Source organism: Teichococcus aestuarii (assembly GCF_003116135.1).
Lineage (GTDB): Bacteria > Pseudomonadota > Alphaproteobacteria > Acetobacterales > Acetobacteraceae > Pseudoroseomonas > Pseudoroseomonas aestuarii.
In genome coordinates this window covers 50,345-68,621 of record NZ_PDOA01000015.1, presented here as the reverse complement: position 1 = coordinate 68,621, position 18,277 = coordinate 50,345, and the positions used below count along the sequence as shown (strand labels likewise).

Below are 18,277 nucleotides of genomic sequence, written 5' to 3'. Positions count from 1 at the left end.
TTTGCTTTCCCTCAGGCGCGGGCGGCGGCGCGGCGGCGGTTGCGGGCCACCGCCAGCCCGATGGCGAAGAGCGTGACCAGCACCGGCACCAGCGCGATGTTGAGGATGCGCAGGGTGCGCTCCAGCCCCTCGATGTCCCGCCGCAGGTCGAGCTGCACGGCGCGGAGCTGGCCGCGCGTGGCGACGATCTCGGCCCGCGCCTTGTCGATCTCGGCGCGCTGCTCGGGGGTGATGACGCTCTGCGCGCCGCCTTGGCCTGTTCCCTGGCGCAGTTCGCGCAGGCGGCGCTCGGTGGCCTCCAGCCGCTGGGTGAGGGCCTGCTCCGTCTGGCGGTAGCGCGCCTCCGCCTCCCGCCGCATCGCCTCGACGCGGCCGAAGGGGCGCAGCGACTCCCCGCGCGAGCGCAGGCCGATCAGCGCGTCGCCGCCGGCCAGCGTGTCGGTGAGGTTGGCGACCAGCGCGCCATTGTCGCTGAAGGGCGTGGCCGTCTGCTGGCCGAAGAAATCCTGCACACGCACCCAGAAGCGGTCCTCCAGCAGGTCCGCGTCGTTGGCGATGACGAGGTTGGCCGGCCCCTCGCTCTGCGCCCGGTGGGCGGGAAGGTCGGCCGGGCGCTCGGCGCCCTCGGGCGGCGGCGGCGGGCCGTCGGGGAAGGCGGATTTCAGCATGCCGCGGGCGCGCGCCATCAGCACGTAGCGCTCCCCGGAGGGGCGGAACTCGGCCAGCAGCCGGGCGGGGTTGGGGTTCTCGCGCACCCGCGCGGTGTCCACCAGCATCGCCTCGGGGCTGCTGGTGATGAGCGGAGTGAACTCGATGCCCGCCCCCTCGCGCCGCCGCACCTGGCCGGCGGAGGCGAAGGTGACCTGCTGCAGCTCGGCCGTCGCCACGTCGGCGGCGCTGAGGCTGTCGCCCGTGGCGTTGAACCAGGCGGGGTAGTCCACCGCCTGCACCCGGTCCTGCGGGTTGGCGCGCACCCGCCAGGCGCCGCGCTGGTCGAGCACCACCTGGTCGCGCGGGGCCTCGATGCCCCAGGCGTTCAGCAGCCGGTCGAGGCCGGAGGCGGTGTCGGCGGGCGGCTGGCCGTTGGGGCCGGGGCGGCTGGCCTGGCTCTCGCTGTGCGGGTCGGTCAGCACGAAGAGCTTGCCGCCGCGCATGACGAACTGGTCGATGGCGTAGAGCGTGGCGTCCGCCAGCCCCTGCGGCTGCGCCACGATCAGCACCTGCGTGTCCTCCGGGATCGCCTGCGCGTCGGCGGCCACGTCGCGCAGGGTGAAGAACTGGCGAAGCTGGTTGGCGATGACGAAGGGCTGCCCGGCGCCGGGGACGCGCATCATCATCGCCCGCGGGTCGCCGTTCAGCGGCAGGGCTGAGAGCAGCCCCACCACGGGGCGGCGCGGGTTGGACAGGTCGTGGACCAGCCGCGTCAGGTCGTATTCGAGGAAGCGCTCGCGGTCCGGCTGGAGGAAGGGCAGCACCCGCTCGTCGTCCAGCAGGTTGGTGCCGGCGAGGCCGAAATAGACCTGCTCGCCGGACTGGTCCACCGGCACGCCCTGGATGCCATAGGCGAGCGCCCGGTCCTCGGTCTCCGAGAAGGGCTCGGGGTCGAGGTATTCCAGCCGCACCTTGCCGTTGGAGAGGGCGGCGTACTCCTCCAGCATCTGCCGCACCCGGTCGGCATAGGCGCCATAGACGGGGACGCTGCCGCCGAGGCGGCGGGAGTAGAACAGCCGCAGCGTCACCGGGTCCTGCAGCCCGGAGAGCACCTGCCGGGTGCCGTCCGAGAGGGTGTAGAGGCGCTGCGCGGTGAGGTCGACCTGGGCGCGCGGCAGCAGGCGCTCGGTGAGCAGGTTGGCGGAGACGGCCAGCACCAGCGCGGCGGCGAGGCCGCCCGCCGCATAGGAGAGGCGGCGGGACGGGGCGCGCGCGGGGGCGCGCGGGGCGGGGCTTTCGGCGCTCATGGGCTCAGTCCGCCTTGCGATGATCGACCGCCACGGCATTGGCGAACAGCCAGAAGCCGATGAAGCTGGCGAAGAAGACGATGTCCCGCAGCGCCACCACGCCGCGCGAGAAGCCGGAGAGGCGGTCGGTGACGGAGACGCCCCGGGCGATCTCGGCCAGCACGGGCAGGCGCACCGAGAGGAACTCGGTGACGACGGGGCTGCCGGCGGCGGCGAAGACGAAGCACACCGCCACGGCCAGCACGAAGGCCACCACCTGGTTCTTGGTCAGCGCCGAGATGGCCGCGCCCACCGCGAGATAGGCGCCGGCCACCAGCAGGCAGCCGATATAGCCCGTGGCGATGACGCCATTGTCCGGGTTGCCCAGGTAGTTGACGGTGATGACCAGCGGGAAGGTGAGGGCGAGGGCGATGCCGCAGAACGCCCAGGCGGCCAGGAACTTGCCCAGCACCGCCTGGCCCTGCGTCACCGGCAGGGTCAGCAGCAGCTCGATGGTGCCGAGGCGCCGCTCCTCTGCCCAGAGCCGCATGGTCAGCGCCGGCACCAGGAACAGGAACAGCCAGGGCACGAAGCCGAAGAAGGGCTGGAGATCCGCCGTGCCGCGGTTGAAGAAATTGCCGAGGGTGAAGGTGAGCGCGCCCGTCATCACCAGGAAGATGACGATGAACACATAGGCTACGGGCGTCGCGAAATACCCGGCCAGCTCGCGCCGGGCGATGGTCAGCGCGGTGCGCATTCAGGCAGCCTCCGGCGCGGGTCTGGGCGCCATGGTCAGTTCGCGGAACACGGCGTCGAGCGAGGGGCCGCGCCGGGAGAGTTCCGCGGGCGTGGAATCGGCCAGCACCCGCCCGCGCGCGATGATGATGGCGCGGGTGCAGATGGCCGAGACCTCCTCCAGGATGTGGGTGGAGATGATGATGGCCTTGGTGGGCGCCATCTGCCCGATCAGCCGCCGCACCTCGTGCTTCTGGTTGGGGTCGAGCCCGTCGGTCGGCTCGTCCAGCACCAGCACCGGCGGGTCGTGCAGCAGGGACTGCGCCAGGCCGACGCGCCGCTTGAAGCCCTTGGAGAGCGTCTCGATCGGCTGCAGCCGCACCCCTTCCAGGGTGGTGAGGCGCATGGCGTGCGCCACCCGGTCCGCCGCCTCGGAGCCGCGGTAGCCGCGCACCCGCGCGGCGAAGCCCAGGAAGCCCGCCACCGTCATCTCGGGGTAGGTGGGCGCGCCCTCGGGCAGGTAGCCGAGATGCTTCTTGGCGGCCACGGGCCGCTCCACCACATCCTCGCCGCAGATGCGGGCGGTGCCGGCGGAAGGGGTCACGAAGCCGGCCAGCATCTTCATGGTGGTGGACTTGCCGGCGCCGTTCGGCCCCAGGAAGCCCAGGACCTCGCCGCGCGCCACGGCGAAGGACACGTCGTCGACGGCGGTGAAGGCGCCGAAGCGTTTGCTCAGGCGGTCGATCTCGATCAGCGCGGACAACCGGGCGTACCCCCTGCTATGGCCGAATTGTGATCGGGTTTAACCAGGGCAGGGGGCATTGCAACCCCTCCGCCTGTATCGAAGCGTGCCCGGCGGAGGCGCTCAGCCGGCGGCCAGCGGCGCCAGCGTCAGGTCATGGCCGAACACGCCGAGCAGCAGCCGCGCCGCCGCGCCGCGCGGGGTGGCGGCCAGATCCGGGTCCTTCTCCAGCAGCAGCGCCGCGTCCTGGTGCGCCATGCGGACCAGCCCGCCATGCCGCTGCGGGTCGGCCAGCCGGCGGCCGATGCGCCCCGCCTGCCGCATCCCCAGCGCGTCGCCACCGCCGCGGTATTCGAGGTCGGCATCGGCGATGACGAAGCCGTCCTGCGTCTCGCGCAGCACGGCGAGGCGCCGCTGCTCGCTCTCGTTCAGCTCGGCCGAGGGCAGCAGCAGGCAGAAGCTCTGGGCCTTGCCGCGCCCGACGCGGCCGCGCAGCTGGTGCAGCGCCGCCAGCCCGAAGCGCTCCGCCTGCTCGATGATCATGATGGTGGCCTCGGGCACGTCCACCCCCACCTCCACCACCGTGGTGGCCACCAGCAGCTGCGCGCGGCCGGCGGCGAAGTCGTGCAGGGCGGCCTCGCGCACATCCAGCTTCTGCGCGCCATGGGCGAGGCGGACCTTGTCGCCGAAGATGGCGGCAAGCTCGGCGAAGGTGGTCTCGGCGGCGGCGTTGTCGTGCTTCTCGCCTTCCTCCACGGCGCGCACCACCCAGTAGGCGCGGTGCCCCTCGCGGAAGGCGGCGCGCAGCCGGGCCACCAGCTCCTCCCGCCGCTCGCGGCTGACGATGCGGGTGACGATGGGCTGGCGGCCCGCGGGCAGCCCCTCCAGCCGGCTCACCGCCATTTCGCCCCACTGCGTCAGCAGCAGGGTGCGGGGGATGGGGGTGGCGGTCATCACCAGCACGTCGGTCGTGCCCTTCTCGGTCAGCGCCAGGCGCTGCGCCACGCCGAAGCGGTGCTGCTCGTCCACCACGGCGAGGCCGAGGTCGCGGAAGGCCACGCCCTCCTCGATCAGCGCATGGGTGCCGACGACGAGCGGGATGGAGCCATCGGCCAGCCCGGCCAGCACGCGCTTGCGCTCCTTTCCCTTCACCGAGCCGGCGAGCAGGGCGCAGGGCACGCCGGCGGCGCCGGCCAGCTTCTCCAGCGTGCGGAGGTGCTGGCGCGCCAGCAGCTCGGTGGGCGCCATGATGGCGGCCTGGGCGCCGCCCTCGACGGCGCGCAGCATGGCCAGCACCGCCACCAGCGTCTTGCCGGCGCCGACATCGCCCTGCAGCAGCCGCAGCATCCGGCGCGGCGCGGCGAGGTCGGCGTCGATCTCGGCCAGCGCCATCGCCTGGCCGGGGGTGGGGGGGTGGCCGAAGGCGGCCAGCGCCGCGTCGCGCAGCCTTCCGTCGCCCCGCAGCGCCCGGCCGGGGCGTTGCAGCACCGTCCGCCGCACGAGGCCCACGGCCAGCTGCCCCGCCAGCAGGTCGTCATAGGCCAGCCGGTCGCGCGCGCTGTCCTCCGGCACGGCGGCCTCGGGGGCCTGGATGGCGCGCAGCGCGGCGCCGAAGCCCGGCCAGCGGCGGCGGGCGAGCAGGGTGCGGTCCTGCCACTCAGGCAGCTCGGGCAGCGCCGCCAGCGCCGCCGCCATGGCGCGGCCCACATCGCGCTGCCCCAGCCCCTTCACCAGCGGCCAGATGGGCTGGATGCCGGGGATGGCGTCGGGCGGCTCGACGAAATCCGGCGCGTCCATCTGCCAGCGGTCGCGGAAGCGCTTCATCCGCCCCGAGACGCGGCGCACCGCCCCTTCCGGATAGGTGCGGGCCAGCCAGGCGCCGAGCCAGGAGCGGCGGCCGAAATAGATCAGGTCCAGCGGCCCCGCCGGCGACTCGCAGCAGACCGACCAGGGCTGGGTCGGCGTGCGCGGCGGCTGGACCTGCACCACGCGCAGGGGCAGGGTGGCCACCTCGCCCTCCTGCGGGGTGGTGGCGCGGCGGTCCTGGTAGCGCTCGGGCAGGTGCAGCAGCAGGTCGAGCACGCGGCCGCCCTCCACCGCCTGCGCCAGGCGCTTCCGCTTCTCCTCGGGCAAGGGCAGGCTGTCCAGCGGCGCGAGAAGCCCGGCCGGCAGGTCCATTTCCGCCTCTTGGGCTGACACGATTCCCATCTGCCCTTATATGCCAGCCCCACAAGGCGCCGACGACATGTCCCAGAGCAACGATACGCCCCCCGATCCGAATGCCGCCGCTGCGTCCCCGGCGGAGCCGCCGCCGGCGCTCTCCCCGCGCCGCCGGCGCCTGCTGTTCCGCGCGCACCATCGCGGCACCAAGGAAACCGACCTGATGGTGGGCGGCTTTGTCACCCGCCACATCGCCAGCTTCACCGAGGCGGAGCTGGACGAGCTGGAGGCGGTGCTGGAATTGCTGGATGTCGATCTCGCCGACTGGCTCTCGGGCCGCCGCCCCATTCCGCCCGAGGTGATGACGCCGATGCTGACCCGCATGTCCGAGGAATGCTCGATGCTGGGCGCCGGGGTGCCGGAGGCCGCGCGCCGGGCATGAGCGCGCTCACCATCCACGGCGCCCCCGAGGGCTTCGACGCCCTGCTGCTCAGCCGCCGCCGCGCCGAGGCGGAGGGTTTCGTCCTGCATGTCTGCCGCGACGATTCCCGCATGGCGCGGATGCAGGACGGGCTGGCCTTCTTCGCGCCGGGGATCGAGGTGCTGCGCTTCCCGGCCTGGGACTGCCTGCCCTATGACCGGGTTTCGCCCCACGCCGAGCTGGTGGCCGAGCGCGTGGCGACGCTCACGCGCCTGCTGGAGAAGGGCGACCGCCCGCGCATCGTGCTGACCACGGTGAACGCGCTGGTGCAGCGCGTGCCGCCGCGCGCCGTGTTCGAGGGCGCCACGCTGCACCTGAAGCGCGGCGGGCGCATCACGCCGGAGAAGCTGGCCGGCTTCCTGGAGGCCAATGGCTATGGCCGCGTCGCCACGGTGATGGAGCCGGGCGAATACGCGGTGCGCGGCGGCATCGTCGACCTCTACCCGGCGGGGGAGCCGGAGCCGGTGCGGCTCGACCTGTTCGGCGACGAGATCGAGAGCCTGCGGCATTTCTCCACCGAGACGCAGCGCAGCGGCAAGCCGATGGACGGGCTGTGGCTGCGCCCGGTGGGCGAGGTGTTCCTCGACGAGGAGTCCATCGCCCGCTTCCGCGCCGGCTACCGCGGCCTGTTCGGCAACGCCGCGGCCGAGGATCCGCTCTACGTCTCCATCTCCGCCGGCCGTCGCCACCCCGGCATGGAGCACTACGTCCCGCTCTTCCACGAGAGCATGGCGACGCTGCTGGACTACATGCCCGGCGCCTCGGTCAGCCTGGACCACCAGGCGGAGGAGGCGCTGGAGGTGCGGCTCGAGATGGTCGAGGACCATTACGAGGCCCGCCGCATGCCGGCGCGGGAAGGCGAGGTGCCCTACCGCCCCGTGCCGCCGCGCCGCCTCTATTTGGACCGCAAGGGCTGGGACGCGATGCTCGCGGGCGGCCCGCTGCTGCGCTTCAGCCCCTTCCCGAAGCCCGACGGCGCCGAGGGCATCGAGGCCGGCGGCCGCCCCGGCGGCCTCTATGCCGAGGCCCGCACGGCGGGCGAGAACGTCTTCCACCTCTACCGCCAGCACGCCGAGGCGCAGGCCAAGGGCGGCATGCGCCCGGTGGTCGCCGCCTGGACGCGCGGCTCGCGCGAGCGGCTGGGCAATCTGCTGCGGGAGAACCGCGTGCCCGCCCAGGCGGTGGAGGACTGGGCCGCCGCCCAGGCGCTGCCGGCGGGCGTGGTGGCGCTGGTGGTCTATGGCGTGGAGCGTGGCTTCACCGGCCCCGCCGCAGGCACCAAGGGCAGCGGCGCCATCGCCCTGACCGGCGAGCAGGACCTGCTGGGCGAGCGCATCGCCCGGCCGCCGCGCCGCCGCAAGCGGGCGGACCAGTTCATCGCCGATGCCACCGAGATCGCCGAGGGCGACCTGGTGGTGCACCAGGACCACGGTATCGGCCGCTATGACGGGCTGGAGACCATCGGCGTCTCCGGCGCGCCGCATGACTGCCTGCGGCTGATCTACGATGGCGGGGACAAGCTGTTCCTGCCGGTCGAGAACATCGAGCTGCTCTCGCGCTTCGGCAGCGACAGCGCGGGCGTCGCGCTCGACAAGCTCGGCGGCACCTCCTGGCAGAACCGCAAGGCCCGCGCCAAGCAGCGCATCGCCGACATGGCGGGCCAGCTCATCCGCATCGCCGCCGAGCGGCGGGTGAAGGAGGGCCACCTCGCCACCCCGCCGGAGGGCGCGTGGGACGAGTTCTGCGCCCGCTTCCCCTTCGCCGAGACGGAGGACCAGCAGCGCGCCATCGCCGACGTGCTGGAGGACCTCTCCGCCGGCCGGCCGATGGACCGCCTGATCTGCGGCGATGTCGGCTTCGGCAAGACCGAGATCGCGCTGCGCGCCGCCTTCGTCGTCGCCATGACGGGGGCGCAGGTGGCAGTGGTGGTGCCCACCACGCTGCTCTCCCGCCAGCATTTCCGCACCTTCACCGCCCGCTTCGAGGGGCTGCCGATCCGCATCGCCCAGCTCTCCCGCATGGTCACGGCGAAGGAGGCGGCGCAGGTGAAGGCGGGGCTGGCGGACGGCTCCATCAACATCGTCGTCGGCACCCACGCGCTGCTGGCCAAGGGCGTGGAGTTCGCCGATCTCGGCCTCGTCATCGTCGACGAGGAGCAGCATTTCGGCGTGGCGCACAAGGAGCGGCTGAAATCGCTCAAGGCCGATGTGCATGTCCTCACCCTGACGGCGACGCCCATTCCGCGCACCCTGCAGCTGGCGCTGACCGGCGTGCGGGAGATGAGCGTCATCGCGACGCCTCCCGTGGACCGGCTGGCGGTGCGCACCTTCATCATGCCCTTCGATGCGGTGGTGGTGCGCGAGGCCATCCAGCGCGAGCGGCTGCGCGGCGGGCAGATCTTCTGCGTCGTGCCACGGCTGGAAGACCTGCCGAAGATGGCCACGCGGCTGGCCGACATCGTGCCCGAGGCGCGCACCGTGCAGGCGCATGGCCGCCTGACGCCGACCGAGCTCGAGCGGGTGATGACCGAGTTCGGCGACGGCAAGTACGACATCCTGCTCGCCACCAACATCGTAGAAAGCGGGCTGGACATGCCGGCGGTGAACACGCTGATCATCCACCGCGCCGACATGTTCGGCCTCGCCCAGCTCTACCAGCTGCGCGGGCGGGTGGGGCGCGGCAAGCAGCGCGGCTACGCCTACCTCACCTGGCCGGCCACGCAGCGCCTGTCGGTGGCTGCCGAGAAGCGGCTGGCGGTGATGCAGACGCTCGACAACCTCGGCGCCGGCTTCACCCTCGCCAGCCACGACCTCGACATCCGCGGCGCCGGCAACCTGCTGGGCGACGAGCAGTCCGGCCATATCCGCGAGGTGGGCATCGAGCTCTACCAGCAGATGCTGGAGGAGGCGGTGGCCGACATCAAGGCCGGGCAGGGGCGGCGCGACGGCGCCGACAACCGCGACTGGACGCCGCAGATCAATCTCGGCCTGCCGGTGCTGATCCCCGAGACCTATGTGGCGGATCTGCCGGTGCGGCTCGGCCTCTACCGCCGCATCGGCGGCCTCGCGGGCGATGCCGAGGTGGAGGCGATGGCGGCCGAGCTGGCCGACCGCTTCGGGCCGCTGCCGCAGGAGGTGGAGAACCTGCTGCAGGTGGTCTCCATCAAGCATCTCTGCCGGCAGGCGGGGGTGGAGAAGCTGGATGCGGGGCCGAAGGGCATCGTCGCCGCCTTCCGCCGCAACAACTTCGCCAATCCAGGCGGGCTGGTCACCTGGGTGAGCGCGCAGAAGGGGCTGGTGAAGCTGCGGCCGGACCACAAGCTGGCCATGGTGCGCGAGATGGACCTGCCCACGCGCCTGCGCGCGGCCAAGGACATGCTGAAGTCGCTGGTGAAGGTCTCCCGCCAGGCAAAGGCCGCCTGAGGGGGAGGGCGGCTAGAACTCGCCGGCCTCGGAGAGCGCCACGTCGATCAGCCGCTCCAGCACCTCCGGCTCCTGCGCGCCGGCGATGGCATGGCCCGCGCCCTGGCCCTGCTGGCCGGAGATGACGAAGCAGGGCACGCCGTTGATGCCGAGGCGGTGGGCGCGGAGGTTCTCGGCGTGCACCGCCTCCGCCTCCAGCCCGCTGGCCAGGAAGCGCTGCACCACGCGCGGCTCCATCCCGTGCCGGGCGGCCAGGGCGGCGAGGTTCTCCGGCCGGCCGATATCGGCGCCCTCGCAGAAATAGGCGGTGAACAGCGCGTCCACCAGCGCATCGGCTTGGCCGTGCTGGGCGGCGAAGCGCACCAGCCGGTGCGCGTCGATCGAGGCGGGCACGCGCTGGATGCGGTCGAAGCGGAAGGCGATGCCCTCGGGCCGCCCGAGATCGGTCATGGTGGCGTGCAGGCGGCGGGCGCGCTCCTCGCCGCCGAACTTGCGCGCCATGTAGTCCTGCCGCCCGGTGCCGCCGAGGCCGAGATCGGGATTCAGCAGGAAGGGACGCCAGCGGATCTCGGCCAGCACGTCGGTGCGCCGCTCCAGCGTCCGGCGCAGCCGGCGCGTGCCGAGGAAGCACCAGGGGCAGACCAGGTCGAACACCACCTCGATGTCGAGGCGGCTGCGGGGCGGCGAGAGCAGGTTCACCGCTCCATGATAGGCGAAGACTGGCCCTTCGCCCACCGCTCCGAGGAGCAGGCAAGTCATGGTTTTCTGCTACCTGCGGTTGGAAAGCCGTGGAATCAGGCTTGTAGGCAGGAATCCTGACTCCTAGTTTGAGGCTTGCGTAGCAGGAGCCTCGAAACCCAGGAATGATGGCAGGGTCGCATATCGCGCTGGGCGCGGCTGCCTGGTTCGCGGCCGCGCCGCGGCTGGGCCTGCCGGCGCTCGACCCGGCCCTGCTCGGCCTTGCCGTGTTCGGCGCGCTGCTGCCCGATATCGACCATCCCAAATCCTGGGTGGGCAAGAAGCTCTGGCCGGTCTCGCTGCTGTGCGCGCGGCTGCTGGGCCATCGCGGCATCACCCATTCCGCCCTGGCGGTGCTCGGCTGCACCGTGCTGCTGCTCAGCCAGGATGTGCCGATGGCCATCACCGCACCTCTCGTGGTGGGCTATCTTTCGCATCTGGGGGCGGATCTGCTGACACCGGCGGGGCTGCGCCTGGCCTGGCCGCTGCGGGGCACCTATGCGCTGCCGCTCTGCCGCACCGGCTCGGCCTTCGAGCCGCTGGTGGTGGCGCTGGTGCTCTCCTGGGCCTGGGGCAGCACCTCGGAAAAGGTGAACTTCGCCGCCGGGCTGCGCGCCACCGGCATCTGCCGCGTGGCGGAAGGGATGATGCCGGCGCTCTGCCCGCCCGGCTCCTCGGCCGCGCTGCCCGGCGGGCCGGGGATTGGCGCCCTGTGGGAGAGGGCCCGTGGCGCCGGCGAGACGGTGCTCGCCCGGCAGGGCGCCGCGGCGCTCGGCCCCACCCTGCGCTGAACCCCCTTGCGCTGAGCCCCCCTGCGCTGGGCCACCCTGCGCTGGGCCAACCTGCGCTGGGGCGGAGCCCAGCTTAGCCGCTCTCGGCCAGCCCGAAGGCCTCCCGCAGCGCCAGCCGCCCCTTGGGCGTCACCGTCACGGCCCGCGTGCCCTCCACCCTGTGCACCCAGCCCTGGCCGAAGGCGTGGCTGCACAGCGCCGCGCCGAGCCGGCCTGCCAGATGCGGCCGCCGCTCGCTCCAGTCCAGGCAGGGGCGGCAACCCGGCCGGCCGTGCCGCGCCGCCTGCGGCAGCGGGATGCCGAGCGCGCCGAACCGCGCCCGGCCGGCTTCCGTCATCCAGGCGGCCTCGCCTTCCATCGCCACCCAGCCGCCCGCCACCAGCGCATCCGCAAGGCCGACGCCGAGCCGGCCGGCCAAATGGTCGTAGCAGGTGCGTGCCTGGCGCAGCGCCGCGTCGCGCGGCCCGAAGCGCGGCACCGCATGGGGCGCCGGCGCCGCGCCGGCCATCTGCATCATGCTCTCGATCAGCCGCGCCGCCTCGGGGCCGGCCAGCCGGTGGTAGCGGTGCCGCCCGTGCCGCTCGGCCGCCACGAGGCGCGCGGCGACAAGCCGCGCGAGATGGCCGCTCGCCGTCGGCGGCGCAATGCCGGCCACCCGGGCCAGCTCGGTGGCTGTCATCGCCCGGCCATCCATCAGCGCCGCGAGCATCGCCGCGCGGGCAGGCTCGCCCATCGCGGCAGCCATTTCGGCGATCCTGTTGGCCGTGACCATGCGCCCCTCCCGCCATCCGTCCGCAGCATAGCAGGGGCCGCCGGCCGATGCTTCGGCAAGGCCCGAAGCATCGGCGGGCGCCGTGCCGGCATAAGCCATGCCAGGCTTTCCAGCCCGGCCCTTCCCGACGGAGCACCCGCATGACCACCCCTGCATCCTCCCCACCATTCTTCGGCTGGCGCGTGGTGGCGGCCACCTTCGTGCTGGCGGCCTTCGGCTGGGGCGTCGGCTTCTACGGGCCGCCGGTCTTCCTGCACGCGGTGGTGGCGCGCACCGGCTGGCCGGTGGAGCTGGTTTCGGCGGCGGTCACGGTGCATTTCCTGGTGGGCGCCGCGGTGGTGGCCAACCTGCCCCGGCTCTACCGCGCGCTGGGCGTGCCGCTGGTCACCAGCCTTGGTGCCGGCCTGCTGGGCTTCGGCGTGCTGGGCTGGGCCGTCGCGGCAGCGCCGTGGCAGCTCTTCGCCGCCGCGCTGGCCAGCGGCACGGGCTGGGTGGCGATGGGGGCGGCGGCGGTGAACGCCCTGGTCGCCCCCTGGTTCGAACGCCGCCGCCCGGCGGCGCTCGGCCTGGCCTACAACGGCGCCAGCCTGGGCGGCGTGGTGTTCTCCCCGCTCTGGGCGGCGCTGATCGGCGGCCTCGGCTTTCCCCTGGCGGCGCTGGCGGTGGGGGCCGTCATGCTGCCGGTGGTCGGCCTGCTGGCGGCGCTGGTCTTCACGCGCACGCCCGAGGGCCTGGGCCAGCACCCCGATGGCGAGGCCGCCGCCATGCCCGCCCCGGCCGCCGCCGCGCCGGCGGCGCGCCCGCTGCCCGCCGGCCCGCCCTGGCGCGACCGCCGCCTCCTCACCCTGGCGGCGGGCATGGCGCTGGGCCTGTTCGCGCAGATCGGCCTGCTGGCGCACCTGTTCTCGCTGCTGGTGCCGGCCCTCGGCGCCGCGGCCGGGCTGGCGATGGGCGGTGCCACGCTGGCGGCCATCCTCGGCCGCAGCGCGGTGGGCTGGTGGATGCCGGCCTGGGCGGACCGGCGCCATGTGGCCTGCCTCAGCCATGCCGTGCAGCTGGCCGGCTCGCTGCTCCTGCTGGCGGCCGTGGCGGGCGGCGGCGCCTGGGTGCTGCCGGGCCTGCTGCTCGGCCTGGCGCTGTTCGGCCTCGGCATCGGCAATGCCACCTCGCTGCCGCCCCTGATCGCGCAGGGCGAGTTCACTGCGCAGGATGCGCGGCGCGTGGTGCCGTGGATCGTGGCCACGGGCCAGGCCTGCTATGCCTTCGCGCCCGCCATCTTCGGGCTGCTGCGGGGCGTGGCGGAGCGGGGGGAGGCGTTGTTCCTGCTCGCCGCCCTGGTGCAGGCGGCGGCGATCGGCGCTTTCCTGGCAGGCCAGCGCCGATGGCGGATGGAGTGGGATTCGAACCCACGGTGAGGTTGCCCCCACGGCGGTTTTCAAGACCGCTGCCTTAAACCACTCGGCCATCCATCCGCAGGGCCGGCGCGTGCGGCCCCGATAGCCGTTTCGGCCTGCCCGGTCGAGGGGTTACGCGGCCCGCACCTCGCTGAGGAACTGCTCCACCTGCCCGCGCAGCCGGCCGGTCGTGTCGCTCACCTCGGCGGATGTGGTCTGCACAACGCCGGCGGTGCGGCCGCTGACCTCGGCGGCGTTGCGCACCACATTCGTCTCGCGCGAGACGGAGGCGGCGGCCTCGGCGGAGCCGGCGATGTTGCGGGCGATCTCCTGGGTCGCCGCGCCCTGCTCCTCGACGGCGGCGGCGATGGCGGCGGCAGTCTGGTCGATCTCCGCCACCACGCCGGCGATGCTGTTGATGGCCTCCACCGCCTGGCCCGTGGCGCCCTGGATGGCGCTCACCTGCTGGCTGATCTCCTCGGTGGCCTTGGCGGTCTGGCTGGCGAGGTTCTTCACCTCGGAGGCTACCACGGCGAAGCCCTTGCCGGCCTCGCCGGCCCGCGCCGCCTCGATGGTGGCGTTCAGCGCCAGCAGGTTGGTCTGCCCGGCGATGTCGGCGATCAGCCGCACCACATCGCCGATCTTGTTGGCGGTGCCGGCCAGCTCGCGCATCGTGTGCTCGGTGCGCTGGGTTTCCGCCACGGCGCGGCGGGACACCTCGGCCGAGCGGCTGACCTGGCGGGTGATCTCGCCGATCGAGGCGGTCAGCTCCTCGGTCGCGGCGGCGGCGGTCTGGGCGTTGCTGGAGGCTTCCTCGGAGGCGTGGCTGAGGGTGCTGGTGAGCTGGGCCGAGGCATGGGCCGCCTGGCTCATCTCGCCCGAGCTGCCGCGCATCCGCTCGGCGGCGCCGCGCAGGGTCTCCAGGGCCTGGCCGGCGTCCTGGCCGAAGCGGGTCACCAGCTTCTCCAGCCGGGCGGCGCGCTCCCGCGCCTTCTGGTCCGCCCGCGCCTGCTCCGCGGCGAGCCGCTCGCCCTCCTGCACCTTGGCGCGGAACACCTCCAGCGCCTTGGCCATGCTGCCGATCTCATCCGTCCGCTCCTGGTCCGCCACCGGCGCGTCGAGCGCGCCGCCGGTCATGCGCCGCATGGTCTCCGTCAGCCGGGCGACGGGGCTGCAGATGCCGCGGACCAGCGACAGCCCGATCAGGGACAGCACCGCGATTCCGAGCAGGCCGGCGATGCCGATGATCCAGGCCGCCATGGTGACGGTGCGGCGTGCCGTGACGCTGCTGGTCTCGGCGCCCTTCTGGTTGAACTCGATGAGCTTCTCATCCGCGGCCAGGAAGCGCTGGAAGGCCTCGCGGTTCGGGCCATTGAGCTGCCGGGTAGCCTCGTCCTTCCGCTGCGCGCGGCTCAGCGCCAGCGTGGCGTCGGAGAGCCCGAGATAGGTATTCCACTCGTTCCGCACCGCCGCGGCCAGCGCCGCTTCCTGCGGGCCGGTCACCATCGGCGCGTATTGCACGAAGAATTTCTCAACGTCGGCGCGGGACTGAGCGATGAGGCCGTCCGCCTCACGGATCTTGTCGTCCTCTGTCACCATGACGTGCCGCAGGATATGCGTGCGCAGGGTGAGGGCGTCCTTCTGCGCCTCGTTGATGAGATTGATACTGGGCAGCCAGTTGTCGGCCATCTGCTCCACCTCGGCCTGAACGGCGGTCAGCCGCTGGAGGGCGAAGCCGCCGAGCCCGACGAAGCAGAGCATGATGAACGCCATGGTGGCGAGAATGCGGTTACGAATGGACATGGGCGCCTCAACCTCATCCAGGCTGCTTGGAGCCTCCATCCTGTGGCCCGATGATGAACAAAGACTGCCGCGTGGTGCCTCGACCGGTGGAGCGGGCGGCGGGACGGGCGGCGGGGCGGGCAGGGCGCGCGCCCTCTCCATTGCTGCAATAAAACGCAACTTGCAGCTTCGGTTGTGCCTCGCCACAACCCCTGCCTCGGCTTCGCCCGGCCCCGCGGCGCGGCACGATTCGTCCCGGCGGCGCGGCCTCTCCGCCGCCGCGAGCAAGGAACTCCGCATGCGCGCCCGCCGATCGCCGACCCTTCTGCTGTTGCTGGCCATGGGCGCCTCGGGCCCGGCCATGGCGCAGGGCATCCCCGGCGACCAGGCGCCGCCGCCGGACCCGAAGGGCACGCTGAACTTCGCCCTCGAGAACGACATGTTCGGCGGCAGCGACCGCTACTACACCAACGGCTTCCAGTTCGCCTGGCGCTCCCCCTCGGCCGACCTGCCGGGGCCGCTCGACTGGCTGAACGACCGGCTGGGCTGGCTGATGGGCCCGGGCACGCTGCGCTGGGGCCTGGCCTTCGGCCAGAGCATCTACACGCCGAAGGACACCGAGCGGGTGGCCCCGGACCCGCGCGACCGGCCCTACGCCGCCTATCTCTACGGCGCCGCCTCGCTGTCGCGGATCTCCGAATACACCGCCAACCTGTTCGAGCTGCAGCTCGGCGTGGTCGGCCCCTCGGCGCTCGGCGAGTTCGTGCAGAACAACTATCACGACATCATCAACATCGATCAGACCAATGGCTGGCGCTCCCAGCTGAAGGACGAGCCGGCCATCACCGCGCTGTACGAGCGCAAGTGGCGCATGCCGCTCGGCCAGATCGGCGGGATCGATGTCGAGGCCATCCCCTCGGCCACCATCAGCCTGGGCAATGTTCAGACCTATGCCGCCGCGGGCGGGGTGCTGCGGCTGGGGCAGGGGCTGGAGGCGGATTTCGGGCCGCCGCGCATCCGCCCGGCGCTGGCCGGCAGCGCCTCCTTCCAGCCGCGCCAGGATTTCGGCTGGTATGTCTTCGCCGGGCTCGATGGCCGCGCCATCGCCCGCGACATCTTCCTCGACGGCAACACCTGGCGCGAAAGCCGCAGCGTGGACAAGCGCATCCTGGTGGGCGACGCGCAGGCCGGCGTGGCGGTGCTCTGGCGCGGCATGCGCTTCGCCTACACGCAGGTCTGGCGCTCGGAGGAATTCTACGGGCAGGAAGGCGTGCAGAGCTTCGGCTCGCTCAGCGTCTCGTTCCGGTTCTGATCCGTGCGCGGCCGGGGGCCCACCAGCGGTTGCAGGGCGGGCGCCGGTCGTGGCACCTCTCCCCCATGCTGAACCGCCGCACCCTGCTGACCCGAGTCGCCGCGCTCTCCGTCCTCTCCGGCGGCGCGGCCCATGCCGCCACGGCCAGCTTCGACGCCTTCCTACAGGGCGTCGCCAGCGAGGCCCGGGGCGCCGGCGTGTCCCAGGCCACGCTGCAGCGGGCCTTCGCCAACATCCGCCCCAACGAAAAGGTGCTGGAGCTCGACCGCCGCCAGCCCGAGTTCACCCTGACCTGGGAACAGTACCGCGACGGCCGCATCACCGCCCAGCGGGTCGAGCGCGGCCGCCAGGCCTATGCCGAGAACGCGACGCTGCTGGACGCCATCGCCACGCGCTTCCGCGTCTCGCCGCGCATCGTCGTGGCGGTGTGGGGGCTGGAGACGAACTATGGCGGCTTCACCGGCAACTACAACACCATCGAGGCGCTCGCCACGCTGGCCTGGGATGGCCGCCGCAGCGCCTTCTTCCGCGCCGAGCTGATGGCCGCGCTGAGCATCCTGGAGCGCGGCGACGTGGCGCCGGAGCGGATGCGCGGCAGCTACGCCGGCGCCATGGGCCACCCGCAGTTCATGCCCACCAGCTTCGAGCGGCTGGCGGTGGATTTCGACGGCGACGGCCGCCGCGACATCTGGGACAACCGGGCGGATGCGCTGGGCTCCATCGCCAACTATCTCGGCCGCAGCGGCTGGGACGAAACGGAGCGCTGGGGCCGCGAGGTGCTGGTGCCGGCGGGCTTCGACGCCGCCCTGGCCGGGCGCTCCACCCGCAAGCCGCTGCGCGAGTGGCTTCGCCTGGGTGTCACCGCCGCCGACGGCACGGCGCTGCCGCCGCTCGACATGCCGACTTCCATCCTGCTGCCGGGCGGGGCGGGCGGGCAGGCCTTCGCTGTCTACCAGAACTTCAACGTCATCCGCCGCTACAACCCCTCCGACTACTACGCGCTGGTGGTCGGCATGCTCTCCGACCGGGTGGCGTGAGCGGCGGGGGAAGGCGAGGGGGCGCCGCCGCGCGCGGCGCGCTGCTGGCGGCGGTGCTGCCGCTGCTGGCCTCGGCCTGCGTGCGGCCGCCACCGCCGCCGGCCAGTGCCGCGCAGCCGCGCTACACGGTGGGCGAGCCCTATGCGATGGGCGGCGTCTGGTCCTACCCGCGCGAGGATTTCACCCTGCGCGAGACCGGCCTCGCCGTGGTGGCGGCCGATGCCCGCGCCGGCCGCCGCACCGCCAATGGCGAGACCCACGACCCTGGCCTGCTGATGGCGGCGCACCGCACCGTGCAGCTCCCCGCCATCCTGCGCGTCACCAACCTGGAGACGGGGCGCGAGATCCTGGTCCGCGCGAATGACCGCGGCCCGGCCCGGCCGGGGCGTGTGCTGGAGCTGTCCCGCCGCGCCGCCGCGCTGCTCGGCGTGCCGGAAGGCGGCACGGCGCAGGTGGCGCTGGCCATCGAGGCCGAGCCCTCCCGCCGCCTCGCCGCCGCGCTGCCGCAGCCGGAGGGCACGCGGCTGGAGATCGCCGCCGCGCCGCGCGGGCCGGTGCAGAGCGAGGCGCTGGCGCCGCCGCCCGGCAGCCGCGCGGCGCCCCTGCGCGCCCTCTCCGGCGGGGCCGTTGCCACTACCCCGGAGGAGGCGCCGCCGGCGCCGCCGCCCGAGCGCCTGCCGGAGACCCTGTGGCAGGGCCCCGCCCGACCGGGGCGGCTCTACCTGCAGGCCAGCACCTTCCTCAGCCGTGCCGACGCGCAGCGGCAGGCGACGCGCATCGGCGCGCGGGTGGAAGGCACGGGCCGCCCGGGGCGGCCGGAATACCGGGTCCGCCTTGGCCCCTTTGCAACCGTCGCCGAGGCGGATACAGCCCTTGAGCGGGCACTCCGTTCGGGCGTATCCGATGCCCGTATCCTGATCGACTAGCGGCCTGCCCGCAGGCCGTGGTCCACCGCAGCTCCAGACTGAACGAGG

At 73.2% G+C, this 18,277-nt stretch carries 14 protein-coding genes and 1 tRNA gene; 7 read left to right on the top strand and 8 right to left on the bottom strand.

The features are described from left to right. Nucleotides 1-11: 11 nt before the first annotated feature. The 4 genes from CR165_RS18305 to CR165_RS18290 form a co-directional block, all read right to left on the bottom strand. Complete coding sequence (locus tag CR165_RS18305) at nt 12-1,958, bottom strand: GldG family protein (protein ID WP_109518386.1); 1,947 nt, start codon at nt 1,956-1,958, stop codon at nt 12-14. Nucleotides 1,959-1,962: 4 nt separating this feature from the next. Then, complete coding sequence (locus tag CR165_RS18300; RefSeq protein ID WP_109518385.1) at nt 1,963-2,694, bottom strand: ABC transporter permease subunit; 732 nt, start codon at nt 2,692-2,694, stop codon at nt 1,963-1,965. Beyond that, a complete protein-coding gene (locus tag CR165_RS18295) occupies nt 2,695-3,435 on the bottom strand; it encodes an ABC transporter ATP-binding protein (RefSeq protein ID WP_109518384.1) in 741 nt (246 codons plus the stop codon). A 102-nt stretch (nt 3,436-3,537) separates the two neighbouring features. Next, nucleotides 3,538-5,622 (bottom strand): ATP-dependent DNA helicase RecG, encoded by a 2,085-nt coding sequence (locus CR165_RS18290; RefSeq protein ID WP_109518383.1) that lies wholly within the window; start codon nt 5,620-5,622, stop codon nt 3,538-3,540. 37 nt (nt 5,623-5,659) lie between these two features. Between CR165_RS18290 and CR165_RS18285 the strand changes: the two genes are divergently transcribed. Both CR165_RS18285 and mfd read left to right on the top strand, forming a co-directional pair. Next, nucleotides 5,660-6,016, top strand: a complete 357-nt coding sequence (locus CR165_RS18285) for a succinate dehydrogenase assembly factor 2 (protein WP_109518382.1) — start codon at nt 5,660-5,662, stop codon at nt 6,014-6,016. Beyond that, nucleotides 6,013-9,477: a transcription-repair coupling factor gene (mfd, locus tag CR165_RS18280; RefSeq protein ID WP_181378225.1), complete on the top strand. Its 3,465-nt coding sequence runs from the start codon at nt 6,013-6,015 to the stop codon at nt 9,475-9,477. Before CR165_RS18285 ends, mfd begins: the two co-directional genes overlap by 4 nt. 12 nt (nt 9,478-9,489) lie before the next feature. On the opposite strand, the gene CR165_RS18275 is transcribed toward mfd, so the two are convergent. Next, on the bottom strand, nt 9,490-10,236 hold the full coding sequence (locus CR165_RS18275) for a DsbA family oxidoreductase (protein WP_109518380.1): 747 nt from the start codon (nt 10,234-10,236) through the stop codon (nt 9,490-9,492). A 104-nt stretch (nt 10,237-10,340) separates the two neighbouring features. Between CR165_RS18275 and CR165_RS18270 the strand changes: the two genes are divergently transcribed. Continuing rightward, the gene (locus CR165_RS18270; RefSeq protein ID WP_109518379.1) at nt 10,341-11,006 is read left to right on the top strand and encodes a metal-dependent hydrolase; all 666 of its coding nucleotides are present in this window, start codon (nt 10,341-10,343) and stop codon (nt 11,004-11,006) included. Nucleotides 11,007-11,079: 73 nt separating this feature from the next. Here CR165_RS18270 and CR165_RS18265 read toward each other — a convergent pair whose 3' ends face one another. Then, nucleotides 11,080-11,751, bottom strand: coding sequence for a helix-turn-helix domain-containing protein (locus CR165_RS18265; RefSeq protein WP_245906563.1), 672 nt, complete (start codon nt 11,749-11,751; stop codon nt 11,080-11,082). Between the two features lie 167 nt (nt 11,752-11,918). On the opposite strand from CR165_RS18265, the gene CR165_RS18260 reads away from it, so the two are divergent. Next, nucleotides 11,919-13,193, top strand: a complete 1,275-nt coding sequence (locus CR165_RS18260; RefSeq protein WP_109518378.1) for an MFS transporter — start codon at nt 11,919-11,921, stop codon at nt 13,191-13,193. Here the strand turns inward: CR165_RS18260 and CR165_RS18255 are convergent. Both CR165_RS18255 and CR165_RS18250 read right to left on the bottom strand, forming a co-directional pair. Continuing rightward, nucleotides 13,161-13,250: transfer RNA gene (locus CR165_RS18255), tRNA-Ser, on the bottom strand. The genes CR165_RS18260 and CR165_RS18255 overlap by 33 nt on opposite strands. Nucleotides 13,251-13,304: 54 nt before the next feature. Then, nucleotides 13,305-14,975: a methyl-accepting chemotaxis protein gene (locus CR165_RS18250; protein WP_109518377.1), complete on the bottom strand. Its 1,671-nt coding sequence runs from the start codon at nt 14,973-14,975 to the stop codon at nt 13,305-13,307. A gap of 277 nt (nt 14,976-15,252) precedes the next feature. On the opposite strand from CR165_RS18250, the gene CR165_RS18245 reads away from it, so the two are divergent. From CR165_RS18245 to CR165_RS18235, 3 genes are all read left to right on the top strand, one after another. Then, on the top strand, nt 15,253-16,266 hold the full coding sequence (locus CR165_RS18245; protein ID WP_109518376.1) for a lipid A deacylase LpxR family protein: 1,014 nt from the start codon (nt 15,253-15,255) through the stop codon (nt 16,264-16,266). A gap of 65 nt (nt 16,267-16,331) precedes the next feature. Further along, nucleotides 16,332-17,303, top strand: coding sequence for a lytic murein transglycosylase (locus tag CR165_RS18240; RefSeq protein WP_109518375.1), 972 nt, complete (start codon nt 16,332-16,334; stop codon nt 17,301-17,303). Further along, complete coding sequence (locus CR165_RS18235; protein ID WP_109518374.1) at nt 17,300-18,229, top strand: septal ring lytic transglycosylase RlpA family protein; 930 nt, start codon at nt 17,300-17,302, stop codon at nt 18,227-18,229. Before CR165_RS18240 ends, CR165_RS18235 begins: the two co-directional genes overlap by 4 nt. Nucleotides 18,230-18,277: the final 48 nt, after the last annotated feature.

Excerpts from the sequence above, each read along its gene's own strand:
- CR165_RS18305 (WP_109518386.1), bottom strand. The coding sequence starts at position 1,958 with ATGAGCGCCGAAAGCCCCGCCCCGCGCGCCCCCGCGCGCGCCCCGTCC.
- CR165_RS18300 (WP_109518385.1), bottom strand. The coding sequence starts at position 2,694 with ATGCGCACCGCGCTGACCATCGCCCGGCGCGAGCTGGCCGGGTATTTC.
- CR165_RS18290 (WP_109518383.1), bottom strand. The coding sequence starts at position 5,622 with ATGGGAATCGTGTCAGCCCAAGAGGCGGAAATGGACCTGCCGGCCGGG.
- CR165_RS18285 (WP_109518382.1), top strand. The coding sequence starts at position 5,660 with ATGTCCCAGAGCAACGATACGCCCCCCGATCCGAATGCCGCCGCTGCG.
- mfd (WP_181378225.1), top strand. The coding sequence starts at position 6,013 with ATGAGCGCGCTCACCATCCACGGCGCCCCCGAGGGCTTCGACGCCCTG.
- CR165_RS18275 (WP_109518380.1), bottom strand. The coding sequence starts at position 10,236 with ATGACTTGCCTGCTCCTCGGAGCGGTGGGCGAAGGGCCAGTCTTCGCC.
- CR165_RS18270 (WP_109518379.1), top strand. The coding sequence starts at position 10,341 with ATGATGGCAGGGTCGCATATCGCGCTGGGCGCGGCTGCCTGGTTCGCG.
- CR165_RS18265 (WP_245906563.1), bottom strand. The coding sequence starts at position 11,751 with ATGGCTGCCGCGATGGGCGAGCCTGCCCGCGCGGCGATGCTCGCGGCG.
- CR165_RS18260 (WP_109518378.1), top strand. The coding sequence starts at position 11,919 with ATGACCACCCCTGCATCCTCCCCACCATTCTTCGGCTGGCGCGTGGTG.
- CR165_RS18250 (WP_109518377.1), bottom strand. The coding sequence starts at position 14,975 with ATGTCCATTCGTAACCGCATTCTCGCCACCATGGCGTTCATCATGCTC.
- CR165_RS18245 (WP_109518376.1), top strand. The coding sequence starts at position 15,253 with ATGCGCGCCCGCCGATCGCCGACCCTTCTGCTGTTGCTGGCCATGGGC.
- CR165_RS18240 (WP_109518375.1), top strand. The coding sequence starts at position 16,332 with ATGCTGAACCGCCGCACCCTGCTGACCCGAGTCGCCGCGCTCTCCGTC.